The following is a 26789-nucleotide window of genomic DNA, read 5'->3' as shown; positions in this document are numbered from 1 at the left end:
AGTGGTCGTAGTCAATTCAGCTGTCGAATCCCAGGCCGGTGTAGTCGAGGGTCTTCAACCACAGGTTACGGCGGCCGTGGTGGGCGTCGGCGCGGGCCAGCGACCAGCGGGTGAGGTTGATTCCGGCGGAGCGCAAGGGTTCCGGCGGCAGCGGCAGCGGCCGGGTGCGGACCAGGCGCAGCCGGGTGCGTTCGGTATCGAGGCCCCACAGCCGATCGAGCATGACCTCCGCGCCGAATCTGGTGGCGCCCACCCCGAGCCCGGTATATCCGGCGGCGTAGGCGAGTCGCCCCTTGTAGGCCGATCCGAAGTACGCGCAGAACCGGGAACAGGTGTCGATGACCCCGCCCCAGCGGTGGGTGAAACGCAGCCCGTCCAACTGCGGGAAGGTCTGGAAGAAATGCCGCGCCAGTGTTTCGAAGGTCTCCTCGTTGTATTCCAGTTGCGGCGCTATGCGATTGCCGTAGTGGTAGATCGCGTCGTAGCCGCCGAACAGAATGCGATTGTCGCGGGTGAGCCGGTAATAGTGGAATCGATACGACGCATCGCCGAGTCCCATGCGCGAACTCCAGCCGATGGCGTCGAGCTGTTCGCCGGTGAGCGGCTCGGTCATGAGCGCGTAATCGTAGACCGGCACCACATGCCGGGAAATTCGCGCCAGAGGTCCTTGGAATGCGCTGGTGCACAGGGCAACCCGGGGTGCGCGCACTTCGCCGTGCGGAGTGTGCAGCGCCAGCGCGCCGCCGTGTGACCGTGAAATGCGTTGTACGGGAGTGCCTTCGTAGATGCGCACGCCCGATTCCAGGCAGGCGCGCCGCAATCCCCAGGCCAGTCGCGCCGGGTCCAGCATGGCCACGCCGTCGCGGTCCCACCAGCCGCCGAGGTAGGTGGGGGAGTGCACGTGCCGTTGCACGGCGGCGGCGTCCAGCAGTTCGCTGCGGTAGCCGAGGGAGGTGGCGGCGTCGTAGTTCTCCTGCAGCCATTCCAGCTCGTGGGGCGCGGTGGCGACCTCCATTTCGCCGGTGCGCTCGAAATCGCAGTCGATGCGGTAGCGCAGCACGGCGTCCTCGATGGCATCGAGATTCGCGCGGCCGAGGCGTTCCAGATCGTCTATCTCGTCGGGGAAGCGTTCCATCCCGTTGTTGAGCCCGTGGGTGAGGCTGGCGGAGCAGAAGCCGCCGTTGCGGCCGGAGGCGGCGTGGCCGCACATTCCGGATTCCACCAGCACCACATCGGAGCCGGGGTTTCGTTCCTTGGCCAGCAGGGCTGTCCACAATCCGCTGTAGCCGCCACCGATGACGGCCAGGTCGGCGTCGGTCGCGGTGGTGAGGGGCTCGGTGGGGACGGGCCGGTCGGGCCGGTCGGTCCAGTACGGCGTCGGCGCTGCTGCGGACAGTGCCGACGCCCACAGTTTGCTTCCTTTGGCCTGCATGGCCGATCAACTCCTTCTCTCTTGCCGTACGGTCCGGCCGTCCGGCCCAACAACGAGGTGCGTTGGTCTGGGAATGCGCGAAAGCCGCCGGAGATCGCCCAGCGGGGGATCTACCGGCGGCTTTCGGTGAAATCAGCTGGTGGCGGCGCGGTCATCGGAGCGGCGGCGCATGCGCAGTTGCCCGGCGATGACGAAGACCAGCAGTGCCATGGCGACGATTCGCGACGCGGCAAGGGGCTGCATGATGGACCGGAACGCCTTTCGGGGCGTCGGAAGGGGGTCCATTTCGGGGCTCCTGCGGTTGGCACAACGTATGTGTGCGCCCGAGAATAACCCAAAAACGGCCCGATGGCTGGAACCGTCGCCCAAATGCGGCTATCGCGCCCGGAAAATCACGTCGTGCCACGGTTTGTGCGCGAGTCCGGTGATATCCGACATGACGTGCTTGATATTGGTGTATTCGTCGAACGCGTACGTCGACATGTCCTTGCCGAAACCGGAGGCCCGGTACCCGCCGTGCGGCATTTCGCTGATGATCGGAATGTGGTCGTTGATCCACACGCAACCGGCCTGGATTTCCCGGCCGGCCCGCTGGGTGCGGAACACATTCGAGGACCACGCCGAGGCGGCGAGCCCGTAGGGCGTGTCATTGGCGAGGGCGATGGCCTCGTCGTCGGTGTCGAAGGGCAGCACCACCAGCACCGGGCCGAAGACCTCCTGCTGCACGATCTCGGCATCCTGGGCCGCGCCGATGACGAGCGTCGGCTCGTAGTACGCGCCGCCGGCCGGGGTGTGGTCCGGAATCCGGCCGCCCCGAACGATTTTCGCGCCCGCCTCGCGCGCCCGGTCCACCATGCCGCTCACCTTGTCCCGGTGCGGCAGTGAGATGAGCGGGCCCAGATCGGTTTCCGGGTCCTCCACCGGTCCGAGCCGCACCTGATCCATGAGATCGGCCACCCGGCTCACGAATTCGTCGAACAGCGGACGCTGAACGTAGGCGCGGGTAGCCGCGGTGCAGTCCTGGCCGGTATTGATGAGCGACCCGGCCACCGCACCACGCGCCGCGGCCTCGACATCGGCATCGTCGAACACCACGAAGGGCGCTTTCCCGCCGAGCTCCAAGTGCACTCGCTTGACCGAGCCCGCCGCGGCGGCCGCCACCCGCCGCCCCACGCCGGTCGATCCGGTGAACGACACCATGGCCACATCCGGATGCTCGACCAGCGCCTGCCCGGCCGCCGCACCCGTCCCGGTGACGATATTGATCACGCCCGCGGGCACTCCCGCCTCGATCGCGGCCTCGGCGAACAGCAGCGAGGTGAGCGGCGTGAGCTCGGAAGGCTTGAGCACCACCGTATTTCCCGCCGCCACCGCCGGCAGGATCTTCCACGCCGCCATCTGCAACGGATAGTTCCACGGCGCGATCGACCCGATCACTCCGAGCGGCTCCCGCCGGATCGACGAGGTGTGATCCCCGGAGTACTCGCCCGCGGCCTTCCCCTCCAAATTCCGTGCCGCACCGGCGAAGAACGCCGTGTTGTCGATGGTCCCCGGCACATCGAATTCACTGGCCAGCCGAATCGGTTTTCCAGCATTGCGGCTCTCCACGGCCGCGAATTCCGCTGCCCGCCCGCGCAACAGCCGTGCCCACTCGTGCATGATGTCCGACCGCGTGCCGGGCGTTGCGCCCGCCCACTCGGGAAATGCCACGCGCGCAGCCGCAACGGCGGATTCCACATCCGCCGCCGCGGCGCCCGCGCCGTTCACGATCTCCTCGCCGGTCGCAGGCGCGGTCACCGACAGCGGCTCACCCGTCCCGGCCCGCCGCTCGCCACCGATGAACTGCAGTTCCTGCGTACTCACTGATCTCCTCAGACGGTATGTGCGTCGGCCAGGGTGAGGGCTTGATCGAGGATGGCCAAGCCTTCCTTGGTCTCGCTCTCACTGATGGTGCAGGGCGGCACCACGTGCAGGCGGTTGAAGTTGACGAACAGCAGGAGGCCTGCAGCCTTGGCGGCGGCGACGGTTTCGGTCATGGCCGGGCTGGTGCCGCCGTAGGGGGCGAGGGGTTCGCGGGTTTCGCGGTCGCGGACGAGTTCGATCGCCCAGAAGACGCCGAGGCCGCGGACCTCGCCGATGCTGGGGTGGCGTTCGGCGAGTTCCCGCAGGCCGGGGCCGATTACGCGGGCGCCGATATCGGCGGCGTTCTCGACTATGCCCTCTTCCTGCATGGCATTGATGGTGGCCACGGCTGCCGCGGTGGCGAGGGGGTGGCCGGAGTAGGTGAGGCCGCCGGGGTAGACGCGGTTGTCGAAGGTCGCGGCGATGTGGGGTGCGATGGCTACGCCGCCGAGCGGCACGTAGCCGGAGTTCACGCCCTTGGCGAAGGTGATGAGATCCGGCACGACGTCGAAATTGTCGATGGCGAACCATTTTCCGGTGCGGCCGAAGCCGGCCATGACTTCGTCGGCGATGAAGACGATGCCGTGGCGGTCGCAGAGTTCGCGGACGCCGGCCAGATATCCCGGTGGGGGAACCATGATTCCGGCGGTGCCGGGCACGGATTCCAGGATGATGGCCGCGATGGTGCCGGGGCCTTCGAGGGCGATGGTCTGCTCGAGATGCTCCAGAGCCCGCTGCGATTCCTCGGCCTCGGTGCTCGCGTAGAACTGCGAGCGGTAGCGGAACGGCCCGAAGAAGTGCACGACGCCGCTGTTGCCGTGGTCGTTGGGCCAGCGGCGGGGGTCGCCGGTGAGGTTGACCGCCGTCTCGGTGCCGCCGTGGTAGGAGCGGTACCGCGCAAGGACTTTCGGCCGTCCGGTGTGCAGCCGGGCCATCCGCACCGCGTGCTCGACGGCGTCCGCGCCGGCATTGGTGAAGAAGATCCGGTTCAGCTCGCCGGGGGTGCGTTCGGCGATCAGCCGGGCGGCTTCCGAGCGGGCGTCATTGGCGTAGCCGGGCGCGATGGTGCACAGCTTGGCGGCCTGCTCCTGAATGGCCGCCACCACCTTCGGATGCTGGTGCCCGATATTGGTGTTCACCATCTGCGAGGAGAAGTCCAGCAGCCGGTTGCCGTCGCCGTCCCACACGTACGAGCCCTGCGCGGCGCTGATGACCATCGGCTTCAGCGTCGATTGCGCGGCCCAGGAGTGGAAGACGTGCTTGCGGTCGAGTTCGTAGGCGCGGGCGGCCTGTTCCCGGGCGGCGTCCGGGGTGAGGCCATTGGGGAGGCTCATCGTGCGGTCCTTCCGGGCTCAGTGGTTCTGCGGGAAGCCGAGGTTCAGCCCGCCGTGGCTGGGATCCAGCCAGCGGGTGGTGACGGCCTTGGTGCGGGTGAAGAAGTGCACGCCGTCGACGCCGTGCGCGTGCGAGTCGCCGAACAGGGAGTTCTTCCAGCCACCGAAACTGTAGTAGGCCATGGGCACCGGGATGGGGACGTTGATGCCGACCATGCCCACCTCGACCTCGTTGTGGAAGCGCCGGGCCGCGCCGCCGTCATTGGTGAACAGGGCGGTGCCGTTGCCGTAGGGGTTGCCGTTGATGAGGGCGAGGGCCTCGTCGTAGGAGTCGACGCGGAGCACGGAGAGCACCGGGCCGAAGATCTCGTCGGTGTAGACGGTCATATCGGTGGTGACATGGTCGAGAACGGTGGGGCCGAGCCAGAATCCGTCGGCCGCGCCGTCGGCCTCGACCGTGCGCCCGTCGAGAACGACGGTGGCCCCGGCGGATTCGCCCGCGCCGATGTAGGCGGCCACCTTGTCGCGGTGCACCTGCGTGACGAGCGGCCCCATATCGGTGCCGCGGGTGCCGTCGCCGGTGCGAATGGTCTTGGCGCGCTGCGTGATCCGCGCCACCAGATCGTCGGCGATATCGCCCACGGCGACCAGCGCGCTGATGGCCATACAGCGTTCGCCCGCGGAGCCGAAGCCCGCGTTCACTGCGGCGTCGGCCGCCAGATCCAGGTCCGCGTCGGGCAGTACCACCATGTGGTTCTTGGCCCCGCCGAGCGCCTGTACGCGCTTGCCGTGCGCGGTGCCGTTCTCGTACACGTACTTGGCGATGGGCGTGGACCCAACGAACGAAACCGCCTTGATCGCAGGGTTTTCCAGCAGTTCGTCCACCGCGGCCTTGTCGCCCTGGACGACATTGAACACGCCGTCGGGCAGCCCGGCCTCCTGCCACAGCGCCGCGATCCACAGCGATGCCGACGGGTCCTTCTCGCTCGGCTTGAGCACCACGGTATTGCCGGCGGCGATGGCGACGGGGAAGAACCACATGGGCACCATGGCCGGGAAGTTGAACGGCGAGATGACGGCGACCGGGCCCAGCGGCTGCCGCACGGAGAAGATGTCGACCTTGGTGGAGGCGTTCTCGGTGTATCCGCCCTTGAGGAGATGCGGTATGCCGCAGGCGAATTCGACCACCTCGAGCCCGCGGGTGACCTCGCCCAGCGCATCGGCGAGCACCTTGCCGTGCTCGGACGTGATGACGGCGGCCAGTTCTTCCTTGCGCTCGTTGAGCAGCTCACGGAAGCGGAACAGCACCTGGGTGCGCTTGGCCAGCGACGCGTCGCGCCAGGCCGGGAAGGCCGCGGCGGCGGCGTCCACGACCGCCCGCACATCGGCGGCGTCGGCGAGGGCGACCTGTCCGGTCACCGCGCCGGTGGCCGGGTTGGTGACGGGCGCGGTGGCGCTGCTGGTGCCGGCGAAGGGCTTGCCGTCGAGCCAGTGGGCGATGGTCTGCATATCTCCTCGTTTCGGTGCGCTGTTGTTCGGTGGACCGGTTGTGGCGAGCGGCCCGTCCCGTCACCGTGCAGGGGACGGTGGTCCGCACGGCGGGGAAAGGCCGCCGGTACGGCAGGGACGGGCCGCTGGGAGGAGGGCGTGGACACCGCCACCCCGTAACGAGATCGGGGCGGGACTGCACTGGCCCGGTTATTACTCTGCATCCGATCGGGCGGTTAAGCGGCTTACGTTCTGTACAAGTTTCCAGCCTTCGTATTACGATCCGGCGGTGCTCCTTACCGTTGCCGACATTCTGGCCATGCCGGTGGTGCGCGCCGGGGAGCCGGAGGTCGCGGGCGGCGGGTCGCTGGATCGGCCGGTGCGCTGGGTGCATGTGAGCGAACTGCCGGATGTGGCGAAGCTACTGGTCGGCCGGGAACTGATCCTGACCACCGGGCAGGCGCTGTCCGGCGGCGAGGCGCGGGCCGTGGCCTATTTGGAAGCGCTTGCCGCGGCGGGGGTTTCGGGCCTGGTCGTGGAATTGGGTACCTACCTGCAGGAACTGCCGGCGGTGCTGGCGCGGACCGCGGATCGGCTGGGGCTGCCGATCGTGGTGCTGCATCGGGTGGTGCGGTTCGTGGAGATCACCGAGGCGGTGCACCGCGTGATCGTGGCCGATCAGTACGCGGAGCTGGAGTTCGCGCGCACGGTGCACGAGACCTTCACGGCCTTGAGCGTCCGCCGCGCCTCGCTCGCCGAAATCGTGAAAACCGCTGCGGGGATGCTGGACGCGTCGGTGGTGCTGGAGGATCTGACCCATCGCGTACTGGCCTCGGCCGCCCGGCACATGTCCACATCGGTGCTGCTCGAGCGCTGGGAGACCACCTCGCGGCTGCTGCCCGACGAGGACGCGAATGTCGTTCCGGTGGGCCCGCACACGCAACGCTGGGGCCGGTTGATCGTGCGCTCCAGCCGGGTTCCGGGCACCCGGGCGCGCATGGTGCTGGAACGCGCCGCGCAGACCCTGACCCTGCATCGCATGATCGAACGGGATCGCTTCGGCCTGCACCGGCAGGCCCAGACCGGGCTCATCGACGACATGCTCACCGGACGCCTCACCGATGAGCGGGACGCCCTCGCGCTGGCCGCCGCGCTCGGATTGGCCCGCCGTGCCCGGTACGTGCCCCTCGCGGTGGATGTCGCGGCGGCCGTGGAATCCGATCCGGTAGCGCAGCAGCGGCGGACGGCCGCCCTGCTGGACGCGGCCACCCACGGCATCGGCCTGGCCAAGGCCACCGCCCTCTGCGCGCCGGATCACGGCAGCCGGATCAACCTGCTGCTGGCCGTATCCCGCACCGGCGAGCTCGACGAGATCCTCACCCGGGTCTGCCTGACGGTACTGGCCGAGGTGCGGCGGGTGGCGGGCGTGCACCGGGCCGTCATCGGCGTCGGCACCGAATCGGAGTCGCTGCTCGACACCGCGCGCGAGCTGGCGCAGGCCGCGCATGTGGCGGAAGTGGCGCTGTCACTGGTGTCCTCGGCGTCGCGGCCGTTCTACCGCAGTGGCGATGTGCGTCTGCGCGGGCTGCTGTCGCTGATCCGCGACGAGCCCGGCGTGCAGCGTTTCGCCGAAACCGAATTGAGCGCCCTGCTGCGCTACGACATCCGCCAGGCCGCGGATCTGACCAGCACCCTGCGGGCCTTCCTCGACCTGGCCGGCAACAAGACCGAACTCGCCAAGCGCCTCACGATCAGCCGTCCCACGCTCTATGACAGGTTGTCCCGGATCGAGCGCATTCTGGACGTGGATCTGGACGATGGCGAGACCCGGACTTCTCTGCACGCCGCCCTGCTGATCCGCGACCTCGCTGTTCCGGATCTCGAAAACCGCTGAGTATCAGCGATATTCGTGACGCAAGGCGTCAGCGGTATCCGTACTTCTCCCAATTGTCGAGCACCAGTTGCTGGACCTCGGCGGGCCAGCCGTTCTGGAAGCTGCCCTTCACCGGTCGATCGTTCTCCTCGAAAAGATCAGCCAGCAGGCAGTTGTAGACGACCTTGCCCGCCTTGTAGCTGTGCTGCTCCACCTCGGAGAGGTAAACCGACAGTGCCGCGGTGAGTTCCGCGGGGAAGTGCACCTCGCCGTGCTCGGGATGAGCGCGGGTCGCGAAGGCCCACACCACCTCATCGACATTGGTGATGTCGATATCGTCCTCGACCAGCAGCACCTTCGGCACGCCGAATCCGGCCTTGCCCGCGAAGACGATATCGCCGATCCGCTGCGCGAGTTCGGCCGAGGACAATCCCGTGGTCCGGTGCCAATCCTGGCGTACCGAGACGATCAGCCAGTGCAATGCGGACTCGTAGCTGAACCAGGTCGAGGCCGCGGGTAGCCCGGCCTTGCGCAGTTCGAAGAGGATTTCGGCGGCATGCATGGTGCCGGTTCCGGTGTGGTCCTCCTCCACCGGTGGTCCGGCAGCCACGACCGGCAGGATGGCGCCGTCGCGGTGAGTGATGGCGGAGACGTGGAAGACCGGCTTGGGGGAGTGCTCGAGGGCGTTGTAGCCCGGGTACTCGTTCATCGGGCCTTCTTCGACCGTCTCGTCGAACGAGATATGGCCTTCGATGATGATCTCCGCGGTGGCGGGGACCATGAGGTCGACGGTCTCGGCGGGCACCACCTCGATGCCCTCATCGAAAAGCGCTCCCAGGAAATGGGATTCGTCCGCGCCCTCGGGCAGTGGCATGGCGCCGACGAACGGTAGGCCCGGTTCGACACCGAGGGCCAAGGCGATGGGCAGCGGTTTGCGTTCGGCGGCCCACTTGGCGCGAATGATGCCCAGGTGCTGCGGTCCGGGAATGAGGCACGCGAGGGTGTTCTTGCCGGCGACCATCATGCGGTTGACCGACCAGTTCGTCCAGGACCCGTCCGGCGTCTTGACGATGTTCATGCCCCAGGTCTGGATGTACCGGCCACCGTCATTGCCGTGAATCAGCGGTGTCGGAAATATATTCAGATCCACATCGTCGCCGAGCACGATGTGCTCCTTGCACGGCGCGGTCTCGGCCGCCACCACCTGCGGGGGAATGCCCGGCTTACCGCGCGCCGCGACAACGGCTTCGATGACCTCCTGCCCGGAGGCCTCGGCCGGCAGGCCGAGGGACAGCGCGATGCGCGCGAGCCGGTGCCCCGGCGCGGACAGTCCGCCCGGCGCGCCGAGCACCCGGAATCCGGTGTCCTCGTAGTCCTTGATGCTGGTGAACAGTGGAGCGGGTGCGCGCAGATCGTACGAGCGGCGAATGACGGCGCCGATCTCCAGATTCCAGTCGACCGTCTTGTCGATCCGCTGGATCTCGCCGATCTCCTCGAGCGCTTCGATGAACGCCCGCAAGCTCTTCAGATGTGAGGTAGCCACCGGGTCAGCGTTCCTCGGTTCGAGTTGGCTATCAATGGCGAGTTCCGGCAGTATCGATCAGCAATGCTAATGAGTGAACCAGCAGGTAGTTTCCGCGTCGATCCAGCGGAATTGGAAGCGTTTCTCGTGCTTTCGGAGGAACTCCATTTCGGCCGGACGGCGCAACGGCTGGGCTTGTCCCAGCCGAGGGTGAGTCAATTGATCCGGTCCTTGGAGAACCGGATCGGGCGCAAGCTCGTGGATCGCACCAGCCGCCGGGTGCGGATCAATCCGCTCGGCGAGCAGTTGCTGGCGGGTGTGGCGCCCGCCTTCGCCGATCTGTGGCAGGCCTTCGTCGAAGTCCGGGAGAGCGCGCGGCGTCTCCGCATCGGTTTCCTCGGGCCCTACGGCAGCACCCTGGACGGGCCGATCGCGCGATTCCGCCGGCAGTTTCCGGATTATCCGGTGTCGTTCATCCAGGTGCAGTGGACCGATATCTACGGGCCGCTGCGGCGCGGTGAGATCGATTGCCAGATCTCGCTGGCCCCGGTCACCCAGCCCGACCTGACGGTCGGTCCCGAACTGGCGGTGTTCCCGCGGCTGCTGGCGGTGGGCCGCAACCATCGCTGGGCGGGGCGCGCGGAGGTGGATATCGAGGAGCTGGCCGAGGTGCGGGTGATCCAGCCGCACCGGGATGTGGTGTTCGAGTTCGCACGCAGTTTCTGGCCCGGCGCGGCCACGCCCGCGGGCCGTCCGATCGCGACCGCGCCCCCGGCCCGCACCGAGCCGGAGATGCTCAGCGCGGTGGCGCACGGCGAGGCCGTTTTCGTGACCACCGCCGCCATGCCGACCCGCTTCACGCATCCGGAGGTGGTGTTCGTGCCGTTCACCGGATTGCCCCCGGCGCGAACGCTGCTGGTGTGGCGCGCGGACAATGCCGACCCGAAGGTGCTCGAGCTGGCCCGCCTGGCCGAGCGGGAGCGGGACGCCGCCCGCTAGCGCCGCCGGACACGGTTCGCGGATTCTTACACGCTTTTGTCATTGGCTTGCGGGGGCTTTGACGTCGCGCACCGAGGATCGTCCTCGACGTTCCGGGAAGAACCGGACGCGAGGATCGAAAGGGGCTGCGGTATGCGCGTATTCGTGCGTTCGGCGGTGAGTGTGGCGCTGGCCGCCGCTGTCGTCGGCGGGGTTATCACGGGGTGCGACAGCGCGGATTCGGGCAGTGCGGCCAAGACTCCGGACTGGTGCCCGACGGTGGCCGGGCACACCGTCGACTGCGGTGTGGTGCAGCGGCCGCTGGTGGCCGGGCAACCCGGCCTCGGCACGGTGGATGTCGGCTATGCGATGGTGCGGCGCACGGAAATCGGCAAGCCCGCCGCGGGCACCGTGCTGCCCAATCCGGGCGGGCCGGGCGTGCCGTTGATCTCGCATGCCGCCGAGGCGGTGGCCGTGGCGCAGGAGCTGATCTCCGATCACGACCTGCTGCTCATCGACGCCCGCGGCACCGGCGTCTCCGGCCCGATGAACTGCGGCGTCGACAACGACCGCTTCGAATACGGCACCCGCGAAGAACAACTCGCCGCCGTCGAGAGCTGCGGTAAACAGCTCGGTGCGCGCGCCGCGGGCTACACCACCGCCGCCACCGCCGACGATTTCGACGCCGTGCGCGAGCATCTCGGCATCGACAAGGTGGTGCCGTACGGCATCTCCTACGGCACCTATCTGATGCCGGTCTACGCGCAACGGCATCCGGACCACGTGCAGTCCATGGTGCTCACCGGCGCCTACCCGGCCGATTTCGATCGGCTGCAACGGCCCAATGCGGAAGCGGTTTCGCTGACGCTGCAACGCGTCTGCGAGCGCAGCCGGGCCTGCGACGGGCCGACCGCGGTGGCGGACCTGACCACGGTGGCCACCCGCCTGCGCGCGCACCCGGTCGAGATTCAGCAGCCGCATCCGATGCAGCTGGACGAGGGCAAACTCGCGAACCTGATCTTCGAGGCGGCCAGCACCAATGTCGGCGCGCAGCCCAAGGAGCTGACCGCGCTCGGCCTGCTGCCGTCGGCCCTGCATGCCGGGGCCCGCGGTGACGACAGCGGGCTGAAGGAATTCGTGCAGTCCGCCATGAGCGGCACCGGCTACGAGAACATGAACGCCTATATCACCGTGGCCTGCAACGACTATGCGACCCTGTGGTCGATGAACGCCCCGGTGCCGCAGCGGCAGCAGCAGTTCGATGCCGCGCTGGCCAAGGTGCCGGCCACGCTCGGCGCGTTCAGTGCGCGGGGCTGGGAGGACGGTCAGCGCGACGGCGGCGATATCTGCGTGCGCTGGCCGGGCATCGCGAATCACGAACGCCCCGACCAGGTCCGGACGGCCATGCCCGAGGTGCCGGTGCTGGTGCTCTCCGGTGATCTGGATGCCATCACCCCGGATGCCAACGGCAAGCTGGTGGCGGCGAAGTTCGCCCGGTCCACGTTCGTCTCGGTGCCCAATACCGGTCACGTGCCGGACCTGGAGCCGAGTGGTTGCGTGGCGAGTGTGATCGCCGGATTCGTCCGCACCGGTGCCGTGGGCTCGACCGAATGTGTGGCCACGGTCCCGCCGATCGTGGTGAGACCGGTCACGAACTGAGCGCCCGCGACACCCCGGCAAACCCACCACCGTCCAGACTGGACGCATGACCACCATGAGGCAGGCCATGGGCTCGAGCCAGACCATCGCGACCGTCCTGGTCGCCGAGGATGACCCGAACGTGCGCTCCACCCTCGACCAGCTGCTGCGCTTCGAGGGCTACCGCGTCCTGCTCGCCGCGGACGGGCGGGAAGCGCTCGAACTGCTCGAGCGGGAGCGCCCGGACCTGGCGGTGGTGGATGTGGTGATGCCGCAACTGGACGGCTTGTCGCTGTGCCGGCTGTTACGCCGGCGCGGCGACCGGTTGCCCATCCTGGTCCTCACCGCACGGCACCAGGTCGGCGACCGCATCGCCGGCCTGGACGCCGGAGCCGACGACTACCTGGCCAAACCGTTCGATACCGAGGAACTGCTGGCGCGCCTGCGAGCCTTGTTGCGCCGCAGCACTTTCGACGTCGCAGAAGATGCCGGTCTGCTGACCGTCGCCGATCTGGTGCTCGATCCGGCCACCCGCGAGGTGCGGCGCGGCGGCGGGCTGCTCGACCTCACCCGCACCGAATTCGATGTGCTCGAACTGCTCATGCGCAATGAGCGCGTGGTGCTGTCGAGAACACAGATCTACGAACACATCTGGGGCTTCGATTTCGACACCGAATCCCGGTCGCTCGACGTGTACATCGGCTACCTGCGGCGCAAGACCGAACAGGGCGGTGCGCCCCGGCTGATACACACGGTTCGCACCGTCGGTTACACCGTCCGGGTGCCGTGATGTTGCGGGCTCGCCTCACCGTGGTGGCGGTGATCGCCGCGGTGGCGGCCATTCTCATCACCGTCACCAGTGCTTACCGCAGTGTCGCGCCGCTGGTGGCGACCCAGATCGAACGCGGTCTGTCCGACCGCGCCGACACCGTGCTCGCCATCCTCGACACGGCTGCCCCGCTGCCGGTGCGGCCGGATATGACCGAGCAACTCCTGCTGCCCGACGGCGGTGTGCAATTGCTGACGCGGGGCCGGAAACCCTTGCCGGTCACCGATGCCGACCGGGCCGTGGCCGCCTCGGGGCAGGGCAGCAATTCGAACAGCATCGTCGTCGACGGCGTGAGTTACGACGTGCTCACCAAGGCGCGGCCGCATGGCGGCGGCGCGGTGATGGTCAGCCAGAACATCGCCGAGGTCGAGCGCATCGACAACGAATTCCTCTGGCGCACAGTATTGCTCACCATTGCCGCGGTGGCGGTGGTGTCGCTGTTGAGCTGGCTGTTGATCGGCCGCATCCTGCGGCCCATCCGCCGGCTGGCCGCGGCGACGGCGCACATCACCAGCACCCAGGAGTTGTCCGCGGTGCTGCCGGATCCGGGCAGCGGTGAAGTCGCCGAACTGACGCGCAACTTCAACAGCATGCTTGCGGCCCTGCGAGTTTCACGTGCCCAGCAGCAGCGGCTGGTGCAGGATGCCAGCCATGAACTCCGCACCCCGCTGACCTCGATCCGGGGGAGCGCCGAACTGCTGAAACGCGCACGCGGCCGGTTGGCTCCCGCGGACGAGACACAGGTGCTGACCACGCTGGTACAGGAAGCCAAGGCGCTCGACGATCTGGTGGGTGAGCTGGTCGACCTCTCCGCCGACCGGTATGCGACGGAAACGCCGGTGCCGGTGGACCTTCCGCAGCTGGCGGAGGATCGCGCCGAGCGGGTCCGGCGGCGCACCGGTCGCGTGGTCACGGTGACCGCCGATGCCCCGCTCGCGGTGACCGCGCGGCCGCGCGCCCTGGCCCGTGCCATCGACAATCTGCTGGACAATGCCAGCAAATACAGCCCGGACGAGACGCCCATTGCCGTGCACGTCCATCACACCCGGCTGGTGGTGCGCGATCACGGTCCCGGCATCGATCCGCAAGATCATCAGGCGGTTTTCGATCGCTTCTATCGCGCCGATCGCACGCGTGCCACGCCCGGTTCGGGTCTCGGCTTGGCGATCGTGCACGATATCGTCACCGCGCATCAGGGCGCGGTCTTCGCCGCGAATCGCCCCGAGGGTGGCGCGGAAGTGGGATTCAGCCTCCCGCAACAGGATTGAGCTCGATGGCGGGTAGTTGCGCTGCGGTGTCGCGGAGCAACTGCGCGAGGGTCTGCTCGCCGGTGTCGCGGGTCCAGCGTCCGAAAGCGGTGTGCAACACCGCAATGCCGACCTGACCCGCCAACTCGGCCACGGTCTCGGGTACGCCCCGCTCGCGCAATGCCTCGGCGAGCGCCACGCCCAGTGAGGCGCTCTTCACCAGTTCGCGTTCCTGCAGCCCAGGATTCGCGTCGATGACGAGCTGCCGCTGCAGGGCGAGCGCGCGCCGCGGCTCGAAGAGTTCATCGGCCGCGTGCTCGAGCGCCGCCAGCACGGCAGCCAGTGGCGCGGTCCCCTCCGGTGCGGCCGCGACCCCGTTCACGAGCAGCTCCCGCAGCGGCTGCGTGCCGCCGAACAGCACCTCGCGCTTATCGGTGAAGTACCGGAAGAAGGTGCGTTCGGTGAGGCCGGCGCGTTCGGCGATCTGGGCGACGGTGGTGCTGTCGAAGCCGTTCTCGCGGTACAGCTCCAGCGCCGCCTGTTCCAGGCGGCCGAGCGCATTGGGTTCCCACCGGGCCATGCAGCGATCCTAACCTGATGACAGTGGCTGACATCAGGTGTATCGTCATGTCAGTAGCTGACATCACCTACTCGTTCTCTGGAGTGATCCCCATGCGTGTACTCGTCACCGGCGCCTCCGGCCACCTCGGCTCCGCCCTCGTCCCCGAACTGCTCGCCGCCGGTCACCAGGTGACCGGACTGGCCCGCTCCGACGCATCGGCCGCGGCACTCACCGCCCGCGGCGTCGAGGTCCTGCGCGGCTCGCTCGCCGACCTCGACCTCCTCGGCACCGTCGCCTCATCCACCGACGCCGTCGTACATCTGGCGTTCGACCACGAATCCATGCTTTCCGGCGATATGGCCGGCGCGGCCGCCCTGGACCGGCAGGTGATCGAAACCTTCGCCGACGCACTGGCGGGCAGCGGCAAGGCCCTCACCGTCGCCTCGGGCACGATCATGCTGGCCATGCTCGGCCTCGGCCGCCCCGCCCTCGAGACCGACACCCTCGTCCGCGACGACAATCTCCCGCGCTCCGAGACGGAGAACTTCGTCATCGCCCTCGCCGAGCGCGGGATCAGATCCTCCGCAGTCCGCATCCCACCGGTCGTACACAGCGAATTCGACCGGCACGGCTTCGCCCACATGCTCATCGCCACCGCCCGCCGAACCGGCCTCGCCGGCTACCTCGGCACCGGCGCCAACCAGTGGCCCGCCGCCCACACCCTCGACGTAGGCGCATTGTTCGCGCGCGCAGCGGAATCCGCCCCCGCCGGAACACGACTTCACGCCGTCGGCGACGAGGGACTCGCCATGCGGGATATCGCCGAAGTGATCGGCCGCCGTCTGAACCTCCCGGTGCAGTCCGTCCCGGCGGAAAGCGCCGCCGAACACTTCGGTTTCCTGGCAGCCATTGTGGGCCTGGACAACCCGACCTCGAACGACCTCACCCGCGAACTACTCGCCTGGAAGCCGGTCCACCGCGGCCTACTCGAAGACCTCGAACACGGTCACTACTTCGACGCTCTTTAGCCGGGGACTCCGTGCTACTTCGGCCGGGGTCGTTCGAAGATCGAATTGTCGATGACGACATCCATGAAAGGCACCGGATCAACCTCGGTGAGGTAGATCCGCTCGGCCGGCAGATACCGATCCCGGTGCAGCGCTTCATCATTGTCGCGGGCCGCGCCGCGGCGCACCGAGACCTCCGGTGACACCTCCGGCCAAATGCGGAAATCCCAGTGCGCGTTGATTTCCGGCCGGAATGCGAAGACCCCGTCCACTATCAGCACAGCATTCGCGGGGACCTCGATCAGCTCCGATGAATGGTCGATCTGCGTCAGCGGGTCGATGGCGCACAACGCGCACCGGCCGGAACCGTCCGGGCCGCAAGGTTCCAGCAGCAGTGTCCGGGTCGCGGGGTAGTCGAAGGCATTGCGGTAGTAGCCCTCGCCGGACAGGCGGTCGTACAGATGCGCTTCACGCCACGGCCGTTTGAAATCGTCCAGGCTGGCTCGCAGTACCGGCCGGCCCGCGCGGCTGATCGATTCGGCAACCTCATGGCCGAAACTCGTTTTCCCCGCTGCCGTCAACCCGTCGATGCCGACCCGCAGCCGTCCCGGGCCCAGCGCCAGGATTCGGTCGGCGACCTGTCCGACCAGCGCGGTGCGCTCGGTCGAGGCCGGTGCGGGCACGGGCTGCTGCCAGGTCGAGGCCGAACGGTGGATCTCCCCCGGGGAACTCATGGGGCGAGGCTATGCCGGGCGTTCCTATAGCTTGGAGGGGTGAGCGGCGATCGATGGGCAATCGTGCGGCGGTGGATCGGGAAACCGGAGCGCATCGGTGGGCTGTGCGTCGGGTTGCTGGTTGTCGGGGTCACGGTGTTTGCCGGCGAGCATCTGCGGGCGGATCAGGATGTGCGGGTTCGGTCGCAGATGTCGCATTTGGGGGATATGGCTGTGCAGTTGGCGCGGTCGGTGGTTGCGGTGCATGCCGATGGGAATGGGTCCGGGTCGGGGATCGTGCTGGATGGGACGGGGCTGGTACTGACCAATAGTCATGTCGTCGATCGGTCGTCGCGGATCACTGTTGCGGATTCCACCGGGACGCGGAGTTATCGGGCCACGCGCGTGGGGACGGACGCGCTGCGGGATGTGGCATTGCTGAAGCTGGAGAGTCCGCCCGGATTGCCTGTCGCACGGATCGATCCGGATGCGCGGCCGGAAACGGGAAGTGCGGTGCTGGCCGTTGGGTATGCGGGTGGGAGCGAGTTGCCCGTCACCGCTACCGGCACGCTGGTGGCGGTGAATCAGTCGACCCGATCGGATGGTGAAGGCGGCCGGCCGGTTTCGCGGCTCACCGGCATGCTGGCCATCGACAACCGTGTGGCGCCCGGTGATTCGGGTGGCGGGCTCTTCGATGCGGACGGCCGGGTGGTCGGCATGATCACCAGCATCGATACCGGTAACCCCGCGCCCGGTGGTGCGTCCGCATTCGCTATTCCGATCGATACAGCCGTGCAGGTGGCGCGTAGCTGGGCTAGTTGGTAGCGAAAACCACTGAGTATCAGAGGAGCTGCGCGGGGAGAGCTGCGATCAGACCGCCGTCCACCAGCAGGTCCTGGCCGTTGATGTAGGACGCCTCCTCGGAAGCGAGGAAGGCGACCGCGGCGGCTACCTCCTCGGGCGTGCCCACCCGGCCGGCGGCGACCGTATCGGCTGCGGCGGCCTGTGCCGCCTCCGACAACTCGGCGCGGAAGGCCGGGGTGCTGATGTAGCCGGGGCTCACCGAATTGACGCGAATTCCTTTGGGCGCCAGCTCTGCCGCGAGGGTGCGCGCCAGATTGTGCACGGCGGCTTTGGTCGCCGAATAGAGGGCGCCGCCGGGGACACCGCGATGCAGGGACCAAGAGGCGTTGATCACCACCGCCGCACGGTCCGGCAGGAGTGGGAGCGTCTTCTGGATGGTGAAGTAGACGCTCTTGAAGTTGGCTTCGACCACGCGCAGGAACTCGGCCTCGGTGACGGCTCCTACCGGCTGGAAGGCGCCGATACCGGCATTGGCGAAGACCACGTCGACGTGACCGAACTCGGTGCGGAGGCGGTCGGCGAGGCTGTCCAGATCCGCGAGATCCGCTGCGTCACCGGCGATTTTGGTCGCGCCGTCACCCAGCTCGGCCACGGCATTGTCCAGCTTCGTCTTGTCGCGGCCGGTGATGATCACACGCGCGCCCTCCGCGGACAGCCGGTGCGCGGTGGCCAGGCCGATGCCGCTGGTGCCCCCGGTTACGAGTGCGATCTTGCCGTCGAATCGAAAACCGTTGTTCGTCATGGCTTCAGCCTGCCGAGCGGCACCGCACGCGAACAGTGCGTGTTTATCGTAGGTGTGGCGCCACCAGGCTGGTGTCGAGCTGTGCGAGGCGGTCCAGTGTGGGGGTATCCGGTCGCGGGTTGTACAGCACCAGATTCCAGTCCGGGCGGTGCGCGAGGATCAGGGTGGTGGCATCGAAGTACAGCTCACCGGCCTCGGGATGGTGCAGGACATTCACCGCCTGTTCCGGTTCGCCGACATCGTGGCGCTCCCACAAGGCCGCGAATTCCGGGCTCAGTGCGCTCAACTCGGTGACTACACGCTCGAATCCGGGATCGCCCGGTGCGTGCGCAGCATCCGCGCGATAGGCCGCAGCGACCGCGGGCGCCGCCGACTCCCACGGTTCCCGCACGGCGAGGTAGCGCGGATTGGTGAAGAAGGTGACCAGGCAGTTCTGCGCCGTACCGTCGAAGCCGAACATGAGACGCGCGATATCGTTGTACGCCAGCACATTCCAGTATCGATCGCGTAGCACCACCGGCAGTGGCGACCAGGCGTCGAGCAGCCGGCGGATCTCCGCGGTGACCTCCCCGCCGGACGACGCGCCCGCCGGCGGCGGATTCAGTCCGGCCAGCAGATACAGGTAGGACTGCTCGGCCCGGCTCAGTTGCAGCGCCCTGGCAATGGCGTCGAGCACGTCGGCCGACACGGTGATATCGCGCCCCTGCTCGAGCCACGTATACCAAGACACCCCAACCCCAGCCAGCAACGCGACCTCCTCACGCCGCAGCCCCGGAGTACGCCGCCGCCCGGCGACCGGCAGCCCCACCTGCTCCGGCGCCACCCGCGCCCGCCGATCCCGCAGGAATTCCCGCAGCTGTCCCCGCCGCCGCTCCGCAAGCTCGCTGACCATAAGTCACGCTAACAGCCCTGCGGCGGCCGATATTTCGCGCGGCCGTACGGATGCGGCCGCCTGCTTCGCTGACTGACCGCGGTCCGCCTGCGCTACGGTTGCCGTCCGCACTGGGTGTCCGGAGACGCTCCCTGCGATCACCGGCCCTGTCGGCGGGTCTTCAATTCCTTGCCCTGGGCGCGGAGGTCGGCCTTCAGCTGCTTGCCCTGCGCCCGCGCCCCGGCGCGCAGTTCCTTGATCTGCCGGCGGGTGAGGCGGGTAGAGGGCTCGGTGCCGTCGGCGGCGAGGGCGAGGTCGACCCTTGTCGCGGCGGCGGCCATGCGCTGCTCGGCATCGGTGCGGGCATGCTCCATCCGGTCGGCGATCAGCTGCGCGACAGGCTCGGTGGCCTGAGTCGACGAGGTGCCGGTGAAGAGCTTGGCGAGCGGGTTGTGCGACATGATGTCTCTCCTGTGCTGGTGCCGGACTGCTTCCGGCTGACAGGGAAGACGATGCGCGGCGGCGCTGACAGCACGCCGACAGTTCGCTGACTGCGAGCATACTGTCGGGCGTGCAGTTCGGGATGCTTGGGCCGGTCGAGGTACGGCGAGACGACGGCGGTCCGGTTTCCGTGGGCGGGCCGCAGATGCGGTCGCTGCTCGCCTTGCTGGTACTGGAGGCGGGACGCGGGGTCGGACGGGAACGGCTGATCGACGGACTGCACGGGGAAGAGCCGCCGGGGGACGCCGGGCACGCGCTGCAATCGCAGGTGTCACGATTGCGGCGGGCGCTGCGGAACGGCTCCGGAGGCGGCGAAATCGTCGAATCCACGACTGCCGGTTACCGATTGGCGATCGATCCGCGGGACACCGATGCGCACCGATTCGCCGAACTCGCCGAGCGTGGGCGTAAAGCCCTGCGCGACAAGGATCCGGCTACGGCAGCCACCCTCCTCGATGAGGCATTCGGACTGTGGCGCGGACCCGCACTCGCCGACGTGCGCGACGCGCCGGGTGGACGCCAAGGGCAAGGTGCTCGCCACCCTCGGTCCCGACCTGATCGGCCTGCGTTCCCCGGGCGACGACGAGGTGCTGCGCGGTGACCTGGCGCGGATCCTGTTCGACGCCACCAAGTCCGGCGTCGAATACGTCTTCGGCGATTCCCTCACCGACCTCGTACAGCACACCGACGGCGTCGAGGTGCACTTCCGCAATGCCGCCCCGCGCATGTTCGACCTCGTGATCGGCGCCGACGGTATGCATTCCACCGTGCGCCGCCAGGTCGTCGGCCCGGAGGAGCGGTTCGCCCGGCACACCGGCATGGCGGCGGCCGTCATCTCGGTGCCCAACTACCTGGACCTGGACCGGTGGGAGCTGCTGCACCCCACCCCGGGCCGCATCGTACAGATGTACAGCACCACCCAGGCCGCCGCCAAGGCGCAGTTCGTCTTCCCCGCGCCGGAGCAGCTGCCCGACCGCCGCGATGTCTCCGCCCAGCAGCGGCTGATCGCCGACGCCTTCGCCGACGGCGGCTGGGAGACCGCGAACCTGTTGCGCCTCATGCCCGAATCCCCGGACTTCTACTTCGATTCGGTCAGCCAGATCCACCTCGGCACCTGGTCCGCGGGCCGCGTCGCCTTGGTCGGCGATGCCGCCTGGTGCCCGTCGCCGCTGTCCGGGCAGGGCACCAGCATGGCGCTGGTCGGCGCCTACGTGCTGGCCGGTGAATTGCTGGCCGCGGCCGGCGATCAGCGCGCCTTCGACCGCTACCAGGAGAAGATGCAGCACTTCATCGACGAGAACCTCGCGCTCGGCTGGAAGAACGCCACCCAGATGGTCGCCGGCGGCAAGGGCGCGCTGCGCATGCAGATCTTCATGCTGCGCATGGTCAGCCGCCTGCCGTGGAAGGGGATGGCGCTGCGCTCGATCATCGATCCGATCGAGAAGGCCGCCAATGCGATCCACCTCGAGGACTACTGATCGGCAGGCTGCGAGCGACCGGTGTCATCCGCGCGGGTGGCCCGGGTCATCCGCAGGTATCGAATGCGGTCATCCGGGAGTCTTCTCCGGGGCATTCCGGGTATACACGCCGCCTCGCAGCTGGTTGATTCGAGATGGCCGGCCGATCAGCTCGGTCGGCTATCGGGGTCGGCTGGTTGGCTCCGCGAATTGGTTCGATGCTCGAGTTGGTTGGTTGCTCGGGTTGGTTGGTTACCCGAGTTGGTTGGAAAGAGGGGCGCAGTGGCTGTCGCGGTGGTTATCACCTGGGTCTGGATGGCGCTGGAGATCGGTTTGCGGGTGCGGGATCGCCTGCGCGGGAACGGATCCACCGCGGGCGACGGCCGGACACGGCTCACCATCACCCTGCTCATCGCGGCCTCGATGATCGTGGCCATCGTCGTCGCGGTCGTGCTGCCCGCAGACAGCGCGCTGCGCTTTCCCGGTTCGTCGCTGGTCTGGGCGGTGCTCGGCATCCTGCTCATGGTGGGCGGGCTGGTCCTGCGGGTCTGGTCCATTGCGGTGCTGGGCAAGTCGTTCCGCACCACCGTGGAGGTCGACGCGGACCAGACGGTGGTGAACAGCGGCCCGTACCGCTGGGTCCGGCACCCCTCCTATAGCGGGATGCTGCTGCTGACAATCGGTTACGGCATCGCCTCGGACAACTGGATTTCCCTGCTGGTCACTATCGTGCTCCCGGCCGCTGCGCTGCTGCGCCGCATCGGCCTCGAAGAAGAAGTTCTGGTCGAGACGCTGGGCCAGCCGTACGAGGAATACCGGATCGGTACCAAGCGGCTCGTGCCCGGCGTGTGGTGAACCCTCAGGGCGCCCCGGTGCCGAGCAGATCGGGGGAGCGGACCACACCGGTGTGCGCGACCGCGCGAGCCGCGGGGGTCAGCGCCGCCAGCGTCGCCTCGATATCAGGTACATCTGTGTAAGCGGTGAGCGCCAGTGCGTCCGTACGGGATTCGATATGCGCCCGCAAGGCTCGCCCCGCCTTGGTGATACCGGACCCGTCCAGCAGTCCGCGCTCGGCCAGCCGGGATTCCGCTGCGGCCCACTCGTCTTCGGTCCAGCCGCGCAACTCCCGCCAGAGTTCCGGCGGCGTGCCGGTGTCGGCGGCGAACAAGGCCAGTGCCTCACCGCTGCCGAGACCCTCGGCCAGCAGACACCCGATATGCCCGTCCCCGCGGTGTTCCCGCAGCGCCGTCACGGCCTGCCACAACGACTCGACCGGATCCTCGGGTGTAGGCAGATCCCGATTGGCGGCGAACAGCGGCCGCCCTCCCGCCGGCGCCGCCTCGACCGCAGCCAGCAGACTCGGCAACGCCCGCTCGGCCGCCTCGGCGATGTCGGGAGCCATGCCGCGCAGGGCCTCCGCCGCCGCCCGGCCGCGCACTGCCAGCACCGTTTCGGGTGTCGCGAAACCCCAGGCATCCGGAATCGCCCGCCGCACCATGCGCGGATGGAAATTGAAGAAGGCAGCCTCCACGAGGCTCGGCCCGGCCGCTCCGAACGGCGCGCTGCGCCCGGCGAAGTAGCCCATCCAGAAACCGCGCAGACCGACGGCCTTGAACGCACCGAGGCATTCGGGCGCGAAGTAGGTGACCGCGTGCAGCGGTTCGAGAACTCGCCACATATCGCGGGCGAAAGCACTGTTCATGGGCGCCACAGCCTCCTTCATGACTTCACAGCTTTGTTCACGGCTCGACGATACGAGCCCGAAACCGGGTTTCATATCGCCGCAATGTGCCGACCTCACAATTCTTCTCAGGTCGTACGGCCTGTGAAGGAGTTCCACCATGAAAATCGGTCTGCCTGTCGTTCTGGCGGTCTCGGCCCTGCTGTTGATCGGCTATCTCCCGGGCCTGGTCGTGGTCCTGCTGCTGGCCGGCCTCGGCTACGCCACCTATCTCGAACGCAAGGATCGCCGTCGCTGCATGGCAGCATGATCGGCATGAATTCCGCAGCAGATCTGCTGATCACCGCCTACGAAGAGGCGCAACTCGGGCTCGATGAGGGCGGCATTCCCATCGGTGCCGCACTCTTCGACCAGGACGGAAAACTGCTGGGCCGCGGGCACAATCGCCGCGTCCAGTACGACGACCCCAGCGTGCACGCCGAAACCGACGCCTTCCGCAATGCGGGTCGCCGCCGCGACTACCGCGACACCATCATGGTGACGACCCTGTCCCCGTGCTGGTACTGCAGCGGACTGGTGCGGCAGTTCGGGATCGGCGCGGTCATCGTGGGCGAGGCCCGGACCTTCCACGGCGGCCACGATTGGCTTGCCGCGCACGGGGTTTCCATCACCGTCCTCGACGATGCCGCCTGCATCGACATGATGACCCGGTTCATTGCCGAAAAGCCCGAACTGTGGAACGAGGACATCGGCGTCCCGGAGTGACGCCAAGACCATCGGGCGAGTTCCCACGGCCGTCGGAGGATGCGGCGGCCGTGGGGGCGAACTCAGGCGGCGGATTACGCAGGGCGAACTCAAGCGGCGGGTTGGGTCGCGGGTGCAGCAGTCGTCCCGGGAATCGCTGTCGCGGCGGCATTCCGGTGCCGGGCCGTGCGCAGGCTCACCGTGAGCAGGCCCAGCGCGCCGATCACCAGCACTGCGCCGATCCACCCCAATGATCCGGCGCCCCACCACTGCAGGCCGAGACCACCCACCGCACCGCCGAGCGCGGTGCCGAAGTACTGCGCCGAGGCGTTCAGCCCGAGCAGCAGCGGGGTGTCCCGCGGCGCCAGCTCCACCAGCCGATGCTGTTGCGCCACCGCCCAGATCCAGCCCGGCAGGCCGAAGCACATGATCCAGATCAGCGCCGTCACGAACGAATGCCCGGCCAGCGGCGCCGCCGCGAGAATCACGATATTCGCGCCCAGCGTCAGCGGCATGACGCGATGCGGCCCGACCCGGTCGACCAGTCGCCCGCTCAGCGTGCTGCCCGTGAAAGCCATGACGCCGTAGACCCAGAGCAGCAGCGAGAACGTGCCCGCACTGCCGCCGGTCGCATGATGCAGGATCGGCCCCAGATAGGTGTAGGCGGTGAACATGCCGCCGAAGAGCAACAGCGTGTGCAGCAGGGTGGTGGCAACGACCCTGTCCCGCAATGGTTGCAGGCGTTCCCGCAGCAGCGCCGGGGTGGGCAGGTGCACGGCGGGCACGATCAGTGCCACGCCGGCGAGGGCCACCAGCCCCAGCCCCGCCACCATCCACAGGGTGGCGCGCCAGCTGAACGCGCCGCCGATCCACGACCCGAGCGGTACGCCCAGCGCGGTCGCCACCGTGAGCCCGCCGACCACCACCGCGATGGCCCGCCCGCGCCGCTCGGGCGCCGACAATGCCGCCGCCACCGCCGAGGCATTGGGCGTGTACATGGACGCGCCCGCCGCCGCGATCACCCGCGAGGCCAGGACCAGCGCGAACGAACCCGCAAGCGCCGTAACGATATTGCCGAGCACGAACACCGACAGCGCGATCAGCAGCACGTGTTTGCGCGAGAGCGTGGCCGTCGCGGTACCCAGCAGCGGCGACAGCACCGCATAGGACAGCGCGAACACGGTGACCAATTGCCCTGCCGCGGACGTGGATACGTGCAGATCCCTGGAGAGCGGCGCGACCAGGCCGGCGGTGACGAACGCGTCGATGCCGATGGCGAAGGTGCCCGAAGCCAATGTGAGCAAACGTGAATTCACCCGGAACTCCTCATGGAGTGGGAGCGGAGAGCCCGCAATTAGTTTGACGATCGTCATACTAAGGAGATGGTTTGATATCTGTCAAACTATCCAACAATTGCTACGCTGACCGCATGCGGTACCTGCCCCAACCGGCCACCGACGACATCCGATTCGTCGCGGTCATGCACGCACTGTCCGATCAGGTGCGGCTCGGCATCCTCGTCACCCTCGCCGACGACGCGGAACACTCCTGTGCCGCCGCGGCCGAAGGCGTCGACGTCCACAAGTCAACGGCCACACACCACTTCCGCGTACTGCGCGAAGCTGGTTTGATCAGCACACGGCAGGAAGGACGATCCCGTTTCGTCCGGCTTCGTCGTGCCGATCTGAACAACCGCTTCCCCGGGGTCCTGGACGCAGCTCTGAACGCCGGGAGCATGACTGCCGAGGTCTGACATGAAGCTCCCCAAGTCCCTCTTCTGGGCCAATGAAACCCTGGCCTTCGTCCTGGAACTCATCGCGCTCTACGGCCTGGGGTGGTGGGGATATCACCTGGCCGGCGGGGGTTTCGGCGGAGTCGTGCTCGCCATCGTCTTCCCGCTGATCGCGGCGGTGTTGTGGGGCGCGTTCGCGTCGCCGCGCGCCAAGTACAAGATTCCGTTCGCCGCCATCATGGTCGTCAAGGCGGTCGTATTCGGCGCGGGCGCCATCGGTTTCGCCGTGGTCGGGCACGGGGTGTCGGCCATCGTCTTCGCGGTCGTCGCCCTGGTCAATACCGTGCTCGCCGAGGCCAATCGTCCGCTGCAGCAGGTGGAAGTCTCGTAGCCGCCCGGGAACATTACCGCCCGGCGGCGTGTTGGGAGCGGTCATGACGACGCTTGGATTGATCGGCAGCGGGCGGATCGGCAGTACCCTCGCGAAGCTCGCCATCGCCGCGGGAATCGATGTGGTGCTGAGCAACTCGCGCGGACCGGAGACGCTCGCGGCACTGGCCGCGGAACTGGGGGACAAGGCCCGCGCCGGCACCTCCGAAGACGCGGCGGCCGCGGACATCGTGGTGGCGACGGTACCGTTCCGCGCCTACCAGCAACTGCCCGCCGACCAGCTGGTGGGCAAGGTCGTCATCGACACCGGCAACTACAGCTCCGCCCGCGACGGCCACATCGCCGACCTGGACGCGGGCGGAACCACCAGTTCCGAATTGCTGCAACGGCATCTGCCGCGTTCCCGCGTCGTCAAGGCGTTCAACAATATCTACTTCGAGCACCTGGCCGTGCTGGCTCGCCCGGCCGGCGCCGCCGATCGCACCGCACTGCCCATCGCGGGCGACGACTCCGAGGCGAAAGCCGCTGCGGCGCAGCTGATCAGTGCGCTCGGCTACGACACCTTCGATATCGGTGACCTGAGTCAGAGCTGGCGCATCCAGCCGGATACGCCCGCCTACGGCGCGCCCTACGCGGCCGGAAAACCGTTCTGGGAGAACGAGGCCGCATCCGCCGGCGTGGAAGCCGTGCGCAAGGCCGTCGAGGCCGCGGAACGCTGAGCTTGCCGGGCCGCGATTCGAGTGCGGCGCTGAGACTTCGGTACGGCGCGGCGGTGTCAGGGCCGCCACGCCTTCCCGTCGGTCGTCGCAGGCTGCCCGGTCAGTCGTTGCAGATGGCCGCGCGGACGATATTCGAATCCGGGTACCACTTGGCATTGTTCTCGGCGTCGATCGGCGTGGCGCCGTAACCGCCGGTGTACTTGTTCATGCTCTGCGAGAAGGCCGCCGCGCCACAGCCCTGGAACGTGGTGATGGTGGAGCAGTCGGACTTACCGCACTTGTCCTCGGCCGCCTGGCTCGCGGAGGTCTCGGTGTCGTAGTTGTAGGCCCAGCCCAGGTCGCCGTTGCCGGAGACGGCAATGGCGCCCCACGAGCTGGCGTCGGCCTGCGCCGAGGCGACGGGCAGCACCGCGGCGGCGGTCACGGCGGTGAGCCCGGTCAGGGCCAGCAGGGTCTTGCGCATGAGATTTCCCTAAGTTTGTAGGTGTCTGGGGTTGATGCCCTGGACGCCCAGGACAGTGGGGTGTAGCTGATGAGGTTCTGCTGCTTGTGTGGCTCGGAAG

29 protein-coding genes are annotated in these 26789 nt (G+C 68.1%); 15 read left to right on the top strand and 14 right to left on the bottom strand.

The window, feature by feature from the left end; all coding sequences use genetic code 11:
- Positions 1-16: 16 nt before the first annotated feature.
- From ACH438_RS07595 to ACH438_RS07575, 5 genes are all read right to left on the bottom strand, one after another.
- Positions 17-1432 (bottom strand): NAD(P)/FAD-dependent oxidoreductase, encoded by a 1416-nt coding sequence (locus tag ACH438_RS07595; RefSeq protein WP_397002399.1) that lies wholly within the window; start codon positions 1430-1432, stop codon positions 17-19.
- A gap of 132 nt (positions 1433-1564) precedes the next feature.
- A complete protein-coding gene (locus tag ACH438_RS07590; RefSeq protein WP_397002397.1) occupies positions 1565-1717 on the bottom strand; it encodes a hypothetical protein in 153 nt (50 codons plus the stop codon).
- Positions 1718-1807: 90 nt separating this feature from the next.
- Positions 1808-3295: a gamma-aminobutyraldehyde dehydrogenase gene (locus ACH438_RS07585; RefSeq protein ID WP_397002395.1), complete on the bottom strand. Its 1488-nt coding sequence runs from the start codon at positions 3293-3295 to the stop codon at positions 1808-1810.
- Positions 3296-3303: 8 nt separating this feature from the next.
- On the bottom strand, positions 3304-4668 hold the full coding sequence (locus ACH438_RS07580; RefSeq protein ID WP_397002393.1) for an aspartate aminotransferase family protein: 1365 nt from the start codon (positions 4666-4668) through the stop codon (positions 3304-3306).
- A gap of 18 nt (positions 4669-4686) precedes the next feature.
- Complete coding sequence (locus tag ACH438_RS07575; protein WP_397002391.1) at positions 4687-6177, bottom strand: CoA-acylating methylmalonate-semialdehyde dehydrogenase; 1491 nt, start codon at positions 6175-6177, stop codon at positions 4687-4689.
- A gap of 268 nt (positions 6178-6445) precedes the next feature.
- On the opposite strand from ACH438_RS07575, the gene ACH438_RS07570 reads away from it, so the two are divergent.
- Positions 6446-8050 (top strand): PucR family transcriptional regulator, encoded by a 1605-nt coding sequence (locus ACH438_RS07570; RefSeq protein WP_397002389.1) that lies wholly within the window; start codon positions 6446-6448, stop codon positions 8048-8050.
- Positions 8051-8078: 28 nt separating this feature from the next.
- Here the strand turns inward: ACH438_RS07570 and ACH438_RS07565 are convergent, their stop codons facing one another.
- Positions 8079-9572: a UbiD family decarboxylase gene (locus tag ACH438_RS07565; RefSeq protein WP_397002387.1), complete on the bottom strand. Its 1494-nt coding sequence runs from the start codon at positions 9570-9572 to the stop codon at positions 8079-8081.
- 69 nt (positions 9573-9641) lie between these two features.
- On the opposite strand from ACH438_RS07565, the gene ACH438_RS07560 reads away from it, so the two are divergent.
- From ACH438_RS07560 to ACH438_RS07545, 4 genes are all read left to right on the top strand, one after another.
- Positions 9642-10550 (top strand): LysR family transcriptional regulator, encoded by a 909-nt coding sequence (locus ACH438_RS07560; protein ID WP_397002385.1) that lies wholly within the window; start codon positions 9642-9644, stop codon positions 10548-10550.
- Between the two features lie 132 nt (positions 10551-10682).
- The gene (locus ACH438_RS07555) at positions 10683-12188 is read left to right on the top strand and encodes an alpha/beta fold hydrolase (RefSeq protein ID WP_397002383.1); all 1506 of its coding nucleotides are present in this window, start codon (positions 10683-10685) and stop codon (positions 12186-12188) included.
- Positions 12189-12243: 55 nt separating this feature from the next.
- Positions 12244-12957, top strand: coding sequence for a response regulator transcription factor (locus tag ACH438_RS07550; RefSeq protein WP_397003668.1), 714 nt, complete (start codon positions 12244-12246; stop codon positions 12955-12957).
- Positions 12957-14264 (top strand): ATP-binding protein, encoded by a 1308-nt coding sequence (locus ACH438_RS07545; protein WP_397002381.1) that lies wholly within the window; start codon positions 12957-12959, stop codon positions 14262-14264. The genes ACH438_RS07550 and ACH438_RS07545 overlap by 1 nt, the downstream gene beginning before the upstream one ends.
- Here ACH438_RS07545 and ACH438_RS07540 read toward each other — a convergent pair.
- Positions 14242-14823, bottom strand: a complete 582-nt coding sequence (locus ACH438_RS07540) for a TetR family transcriptional regulator (RefSeq protein ID WP_397002379.1) — start codon at positions 14821-14823, stop codon at positions 14242-14244. The two genes, ACH438_RS07545 and ACH438_RS07540, sit on opposite strands and share 23 nt — an antisense overlap.
- A 92-nt stretch (positions 14824-14915) precedes the next feature.
- On the opposite strand from ACH438_RS07540, the gene ACH438_RS07535 reads away from it, so the two are divergent.
- Positions 14916-15833, top strand: a complete 918-nt coding sequence (locus tag ACH438_RS07535) for an SDR family oxidoreductase (protein ID WP_397003666.1) — start codon at positions 14916-14918, stop codon at positions 15831-15833.
- Between the two features lie 14 nt (positions 15834-15847).
- On the opposite strand, the gene ACH438_RS07530 is transcribed toward ACH438_RS07535, so the two are convergent.
- Entirely contained in the window at positions 15848-16546 is a 699-nt protein-coding gene (locus tag ACH438_RS07530; protein ID WP_397002377.1) for a hypothetical protein, read from the bottom strand.
- Between the two features lie 39 nt (positions 16547-16585).
- Here ACH438_RS07530 and ACH438_RS07525 point away from each other — a divergent pair, with 39 nt between their 5' ends.
- A complete protein-coding gene (locus ACH438_RS07525; protein WP_397002375.1) occupies positions 16586-17350 on the top strand; it encodes a S1C family serine protease in 765 nt (254 codons plus the stop codon).
- Between the two features lie 16 nt (positions 17351-17366).
- Here the strand turns inward: ACH438_RS07525 and ACH438_RS07520 are convergent, their stop codons facing one another.
- From ACH438_RS07520 to ACH438_RS07510, 3 genes are all read right to left on the bottom strand, one after another.
- Positions 17367-18131: a glucose 1-dehydrogenase gene (locus ACH438_RS07520; RefSeq protein ID WP_397002373.1), complete on the bottom strand. Its 765-nt coding sequence runs from the start codon at positions 18129-18131 to the stop codon at positions 17367-17369.
- A 43-nt stretch (positions 18132-18174) separates the two neighbouring features.
- Positions 18175-19023: a helix-turn-helix transcriptional regulator gene (locus tag ACH438_RS07515; protein WP_397002371.1), complete on the bottom strand. Its 849-nt coding sequence runs from the start codon at positions 19021-19023 to the stop codon at positions 18175-18177.
- 137 nt (positions 19024-19160) lie between these two features.
- Entirely contained in the window at positions 19161-19463 is a 303-nt protein-coding gene (locus tag ACH438_RS07510; RefSeq protein ID WP_397002369.1) for a hypothetical protein, read from the bottom strand.
- A 110-nt stretch (positions 19464-19573) separates the two neighbouring features.
- Between ACH438_RS07510 and ACH438_RS07505 the strand changes: the two genes are divergently transcribed.
- From ACH438_RS07505 to ACH438_RS07495, 3 genes are all read left to right on the top strand, one after another.
- On the top strand, positions 19574-20104 hold the full coding sequence (locus ACH438_RS07505) for a BTAD domain-containing putative transcriptional regulator (RefSeq protein WP_397002367.1): 531 nt from the start codon (positions 19574-19576) through the stop codon (positions 20102-20104).
- The gene (locus ACH438_RS07500; RefSeq protein ID WP_397002365.1) at positions 20016-20981 is read left to right on the top strand and encodes an FAD-dependent monooxygenase; all 966 of its coding nucleotides are present in this window, start codon (positions 20016-20018) and stop codon (positions 20979-20981) included. Before ACH438_RS07505 ends, ACH438_RS07500 begins: the two co-directional genes overlap by 89 nt.
- 261 nt (positions 20982-21242) lie before the next feature.
- Positions 21243-21815, top strand: a complete 573-nt coding sequence (locus ACH438_RS07495) for a methyltransferase family protein (RefSeq protein WP_397002363.1) — start codon at positions 21243-21245, stop codon at positions 21813-21815.
- Between the two features lie 4 nt (positions 21816-21819).
- Here ACH438_RS07495 and ACH438_RS07490 read toward each other — a convergent pair whose 3' ends face one another.
- The gene (locus tag ACH438_RS07490; protein WP_397002361.1) at positions 21820-22662 is read right to left on the bottom strand and encodes a hypothetical protein; all 843 of its coding nucleotides are present in this window, start codon (positions 22660-22662) and stop codon (positions 21820-21822) included.
- Positions 22663-22801: 139 nt separating this feature from the next.
- On the opposite strand from ACH438_RS07490, the gene ACH438_RS07485 reads away from it, so the two are divergent.
- On the top strand, positions 22802-22951 hold the full coding sequence (locus tag ACH438_RS07485) for a hypothetical protein (protein ID WP_397002359.1): 150 nt from the start codon (positions 22802-22804) through the stop codon (positions 22949-22951).
- 5 nt (positions 22952-22956) lie between these two features.
- Positions 22957-23406, top strand: coding sequence for a nucleoside deaminase (locus ACH438_RS07480; protein WP_397002357.1), 450 nt, complete (start codon positions 22957-22959; stop codon positions 23404-23406).
- Positions 23407-23495: 89 nt separating this feature from the next.
- On the opposite strand, the gene ACH438_RS07475 is transcribed toward ACH438_RS07480, so the two are convergent.
- Positions 23496-24701, bottom strand: a complete 1206-nt coding sequence (locus tag ACH438_RS07475) for an MFS transporter (protein WP_397002355.1) — start codon at positions 24699-24701, stop codon at positions 23496-23498.
- A 113-nt stretch (positions 24702-24814) separates the two neighbouring features.
- Here ACH438_RS07475 and ACH438_RS07470 point away from each other — a divergent pair, with 113 nt between their 5' ends.
- Genes ACH438_RS07470 through ACH438_RS07460 form a run of 3 tightly spaced genes read left to right on the top strand, consistent with a single transcriptional unit; the run spans position 24815 to position 26226 of the window.
- The gene (locus ACH438_RS07470; protein WP_397002353.1) at positions 24815-25138 is read left to right on the top strand and encodes an ArsR/SmtB family transcription factor; all 324 of its coding nucleotides are present in this window, start codon (positions 24815-24817) and stop codon (positions 25136-25138) included.
- Position 25139: 1 nt separating this feature from the next.
- Positions 25140-25508, top strand: a complete 369-nt coding sequence (locus ACH438_RS07465; RefSeq protein WP_397002351.1) for a YrdB family protein — start codon at positions 25140-25142, stop codon at positions 25506-25508.
- Between the two features lie 43 nt (positions 25509-25551).
- Positions 25552-26226, top strand: coding sequence for an NADPH-dependent F420 reductase (locus tag ACH438_RS07460; protein ID WP_397002349.1), 675 nt, complete (start codon positions 25552-25554; stop codon positions 26224-26226).
- 100 nt (positions 26227-26326) lie between these two features.
- On the opposite strand, the gene ACH438_RS07455 is transcribed toward ACH438_RS07460, so the two are convergent.
- Positions 26327-26689, bottom strand: coding sequence for a DUF4189 domain-containing protein (locus tag ACH438_RS07455; RefSeq protein ID WP_397002347.1), 363 nt, complete (start codon positions 26687-26689; stop codon positions 26327-26329).
- Between the last annotated feature and the right edge of the window lie 100 nt (positions 26690-26789).

The organism is Nocardia sp. NPDC020380 (assembly GCF_044386975.1).
Lineage (GTDB): Bacteria > Actinomycetota > Actinomycetes > Mycobacteriales > Mycobacteriaceae > Nocardia.
The sequence above is the reverse complement of the archived record's forward strand: the minus strand, read 5'-3'. Positions and strand labels throughout refer to the sequence as shown.

Coding starts and splice junctions, on each gene's coding strand:
- ACH438_RS07595 (WP_397002399.1), bottom strand. CDS start 1,432: ATGCAGGCCAAAGGAAGCAAACTGTGGGCGTCGGCACTGTCCGCAGCA.
- ACH438_RS07590 (WP_397002397.1), bottom strand. CDS start 1,717: ATGGACCCCCTTCCGACGCCCCGAAAGGCGTTCCGGTCCATCATGCAG.
- ACH438_RS07580 (WP_397002393.1), bottom strand. CDS start 4,668: ATGAGCCTCCCCAATGGCCTCACCCCGGACGCCGCCCGGGAACAGGCC.
- ACH438_RS07575 (WP_397002391.1), bottom strand. CDS start 6,177: ATGCAGACCATCGCCCACTGGCTCGACGGCAAGCCCTTCGCCGGCACC.
- ACH438_RS07560 (WP_397002385.1), top strand. CDS start 9,642: ATGAGTGAACCAGCAGGTAGTTTCCGCGTCGATCCAGCGGAATTGGAA.
- ACH438_RS07555 (WP_397002383.1), top strand. CDS start 10,683: ATGCGCGTATTCGTGCGTTCGGCGGTGAGTGTGGCGCTGGCCGCCGCT.
- ACH438_RS07550 (WP_397003668.1), top strand. CDS start 12,244: ATGAGGCAGGCCATGGGCTCGAGCCAGACCATCGCGACCGTCCTGGTC.
- ACH438_RS07545 (WP_397002381.1), top strand. CDS start 12,957: ATGTTGCGGGCTCGCCTCACCGTGGTGGCGGTGATCGCCGCGGTGGCG.
- ACH438_RS07540 (WP_397002379.1), bottom strand. CDS start 14,823: ATGGCCCGGTGGGAACCCAATGCGCTCGGCCGCCTGGAACAGGCGGCG.
- ACH438_RS07535 (WP_397003666.1), top strand. CDS start 14,916: ATGCGTGTACTCGTCACCGGCGCCTCCGGCCACCTCGGCTCCGCCCTC.
- ACH438_RS07530 (WP_397002377.1), bottom strand. CDS start 16,546: ATGAGTTCCCCGGGGGAGATCCACCGTTCGGCCTCGACCTGGCAGCAG.
- ACH438_RS07520 (WP_397002373.1), bottom strand. CDS start 18,131: ATGACGAACAACGGTTTTCGATTCGACGGCAAGATCGCACTCGTAACC.
- ACH438_RS07515 (WP_397002371.1), bottom strand. CDS start 19,023: ATGGTCAGCGAGCTTGCGGAGCGGCGGCGGGGACAGCTGCGGGAATTC.
- ACH438_RS07510 (WP_397002369.1), bottom strand. CDS start 19,463: ATGTCGCACAACCCGCTCGCCAAGCTCTTCACCGGCACCTCGTCGACT.
- ACH438_RS07490 (WP_397002361.1), bottom strand. CDS start 22,662: ATGAACAGTGCTTTCGCCCGCGATATGTGGCGAGTTCTCGAACCGCTG.
- ACH438_RS07485 (WP_397002359.1), top strand. CDS start 22,802: ATGAAAATCGGTCTGCCTGTCGTTCTGGCGGTCTCGGCCCTGCTGTTG.
- ACH438_RS07480 (WP_397002357.1), top strand. CDS start 22,957: ATGAATTCCGCAGCAGATCTGCTGATCACCGCCTACGAAGAGGCGCAA.
- ACH438_RS07470 (WP_397002353.1), top strand. CDS start 24,815: ATGCGGTACCTGCCCCAACCGGCCACCGACGACATCCGATTCGTCGCG.
- ACH438_RS07465 (WP_397002351.1), top strand. CDS start 25,140: ATGAAGCTCCCCAAGTCCCTCTTCTGGGCCAATGAAACCCTGGCCTTC.
- ACH438_RS07460 (WP_397002349.1), top strand. CDS start 25,552: ATGACGACGCTTGGATTGATCGGCAGCGGGCGGATCGGCAGTACCCTC.
- ACH438_RS07455 (WP_397002347.1), bottom strand. CDS start 26,689: ATGCGCAAGACCCTGCTGGCCCTGACCGGGCTCACCGCCGTGACCGCC.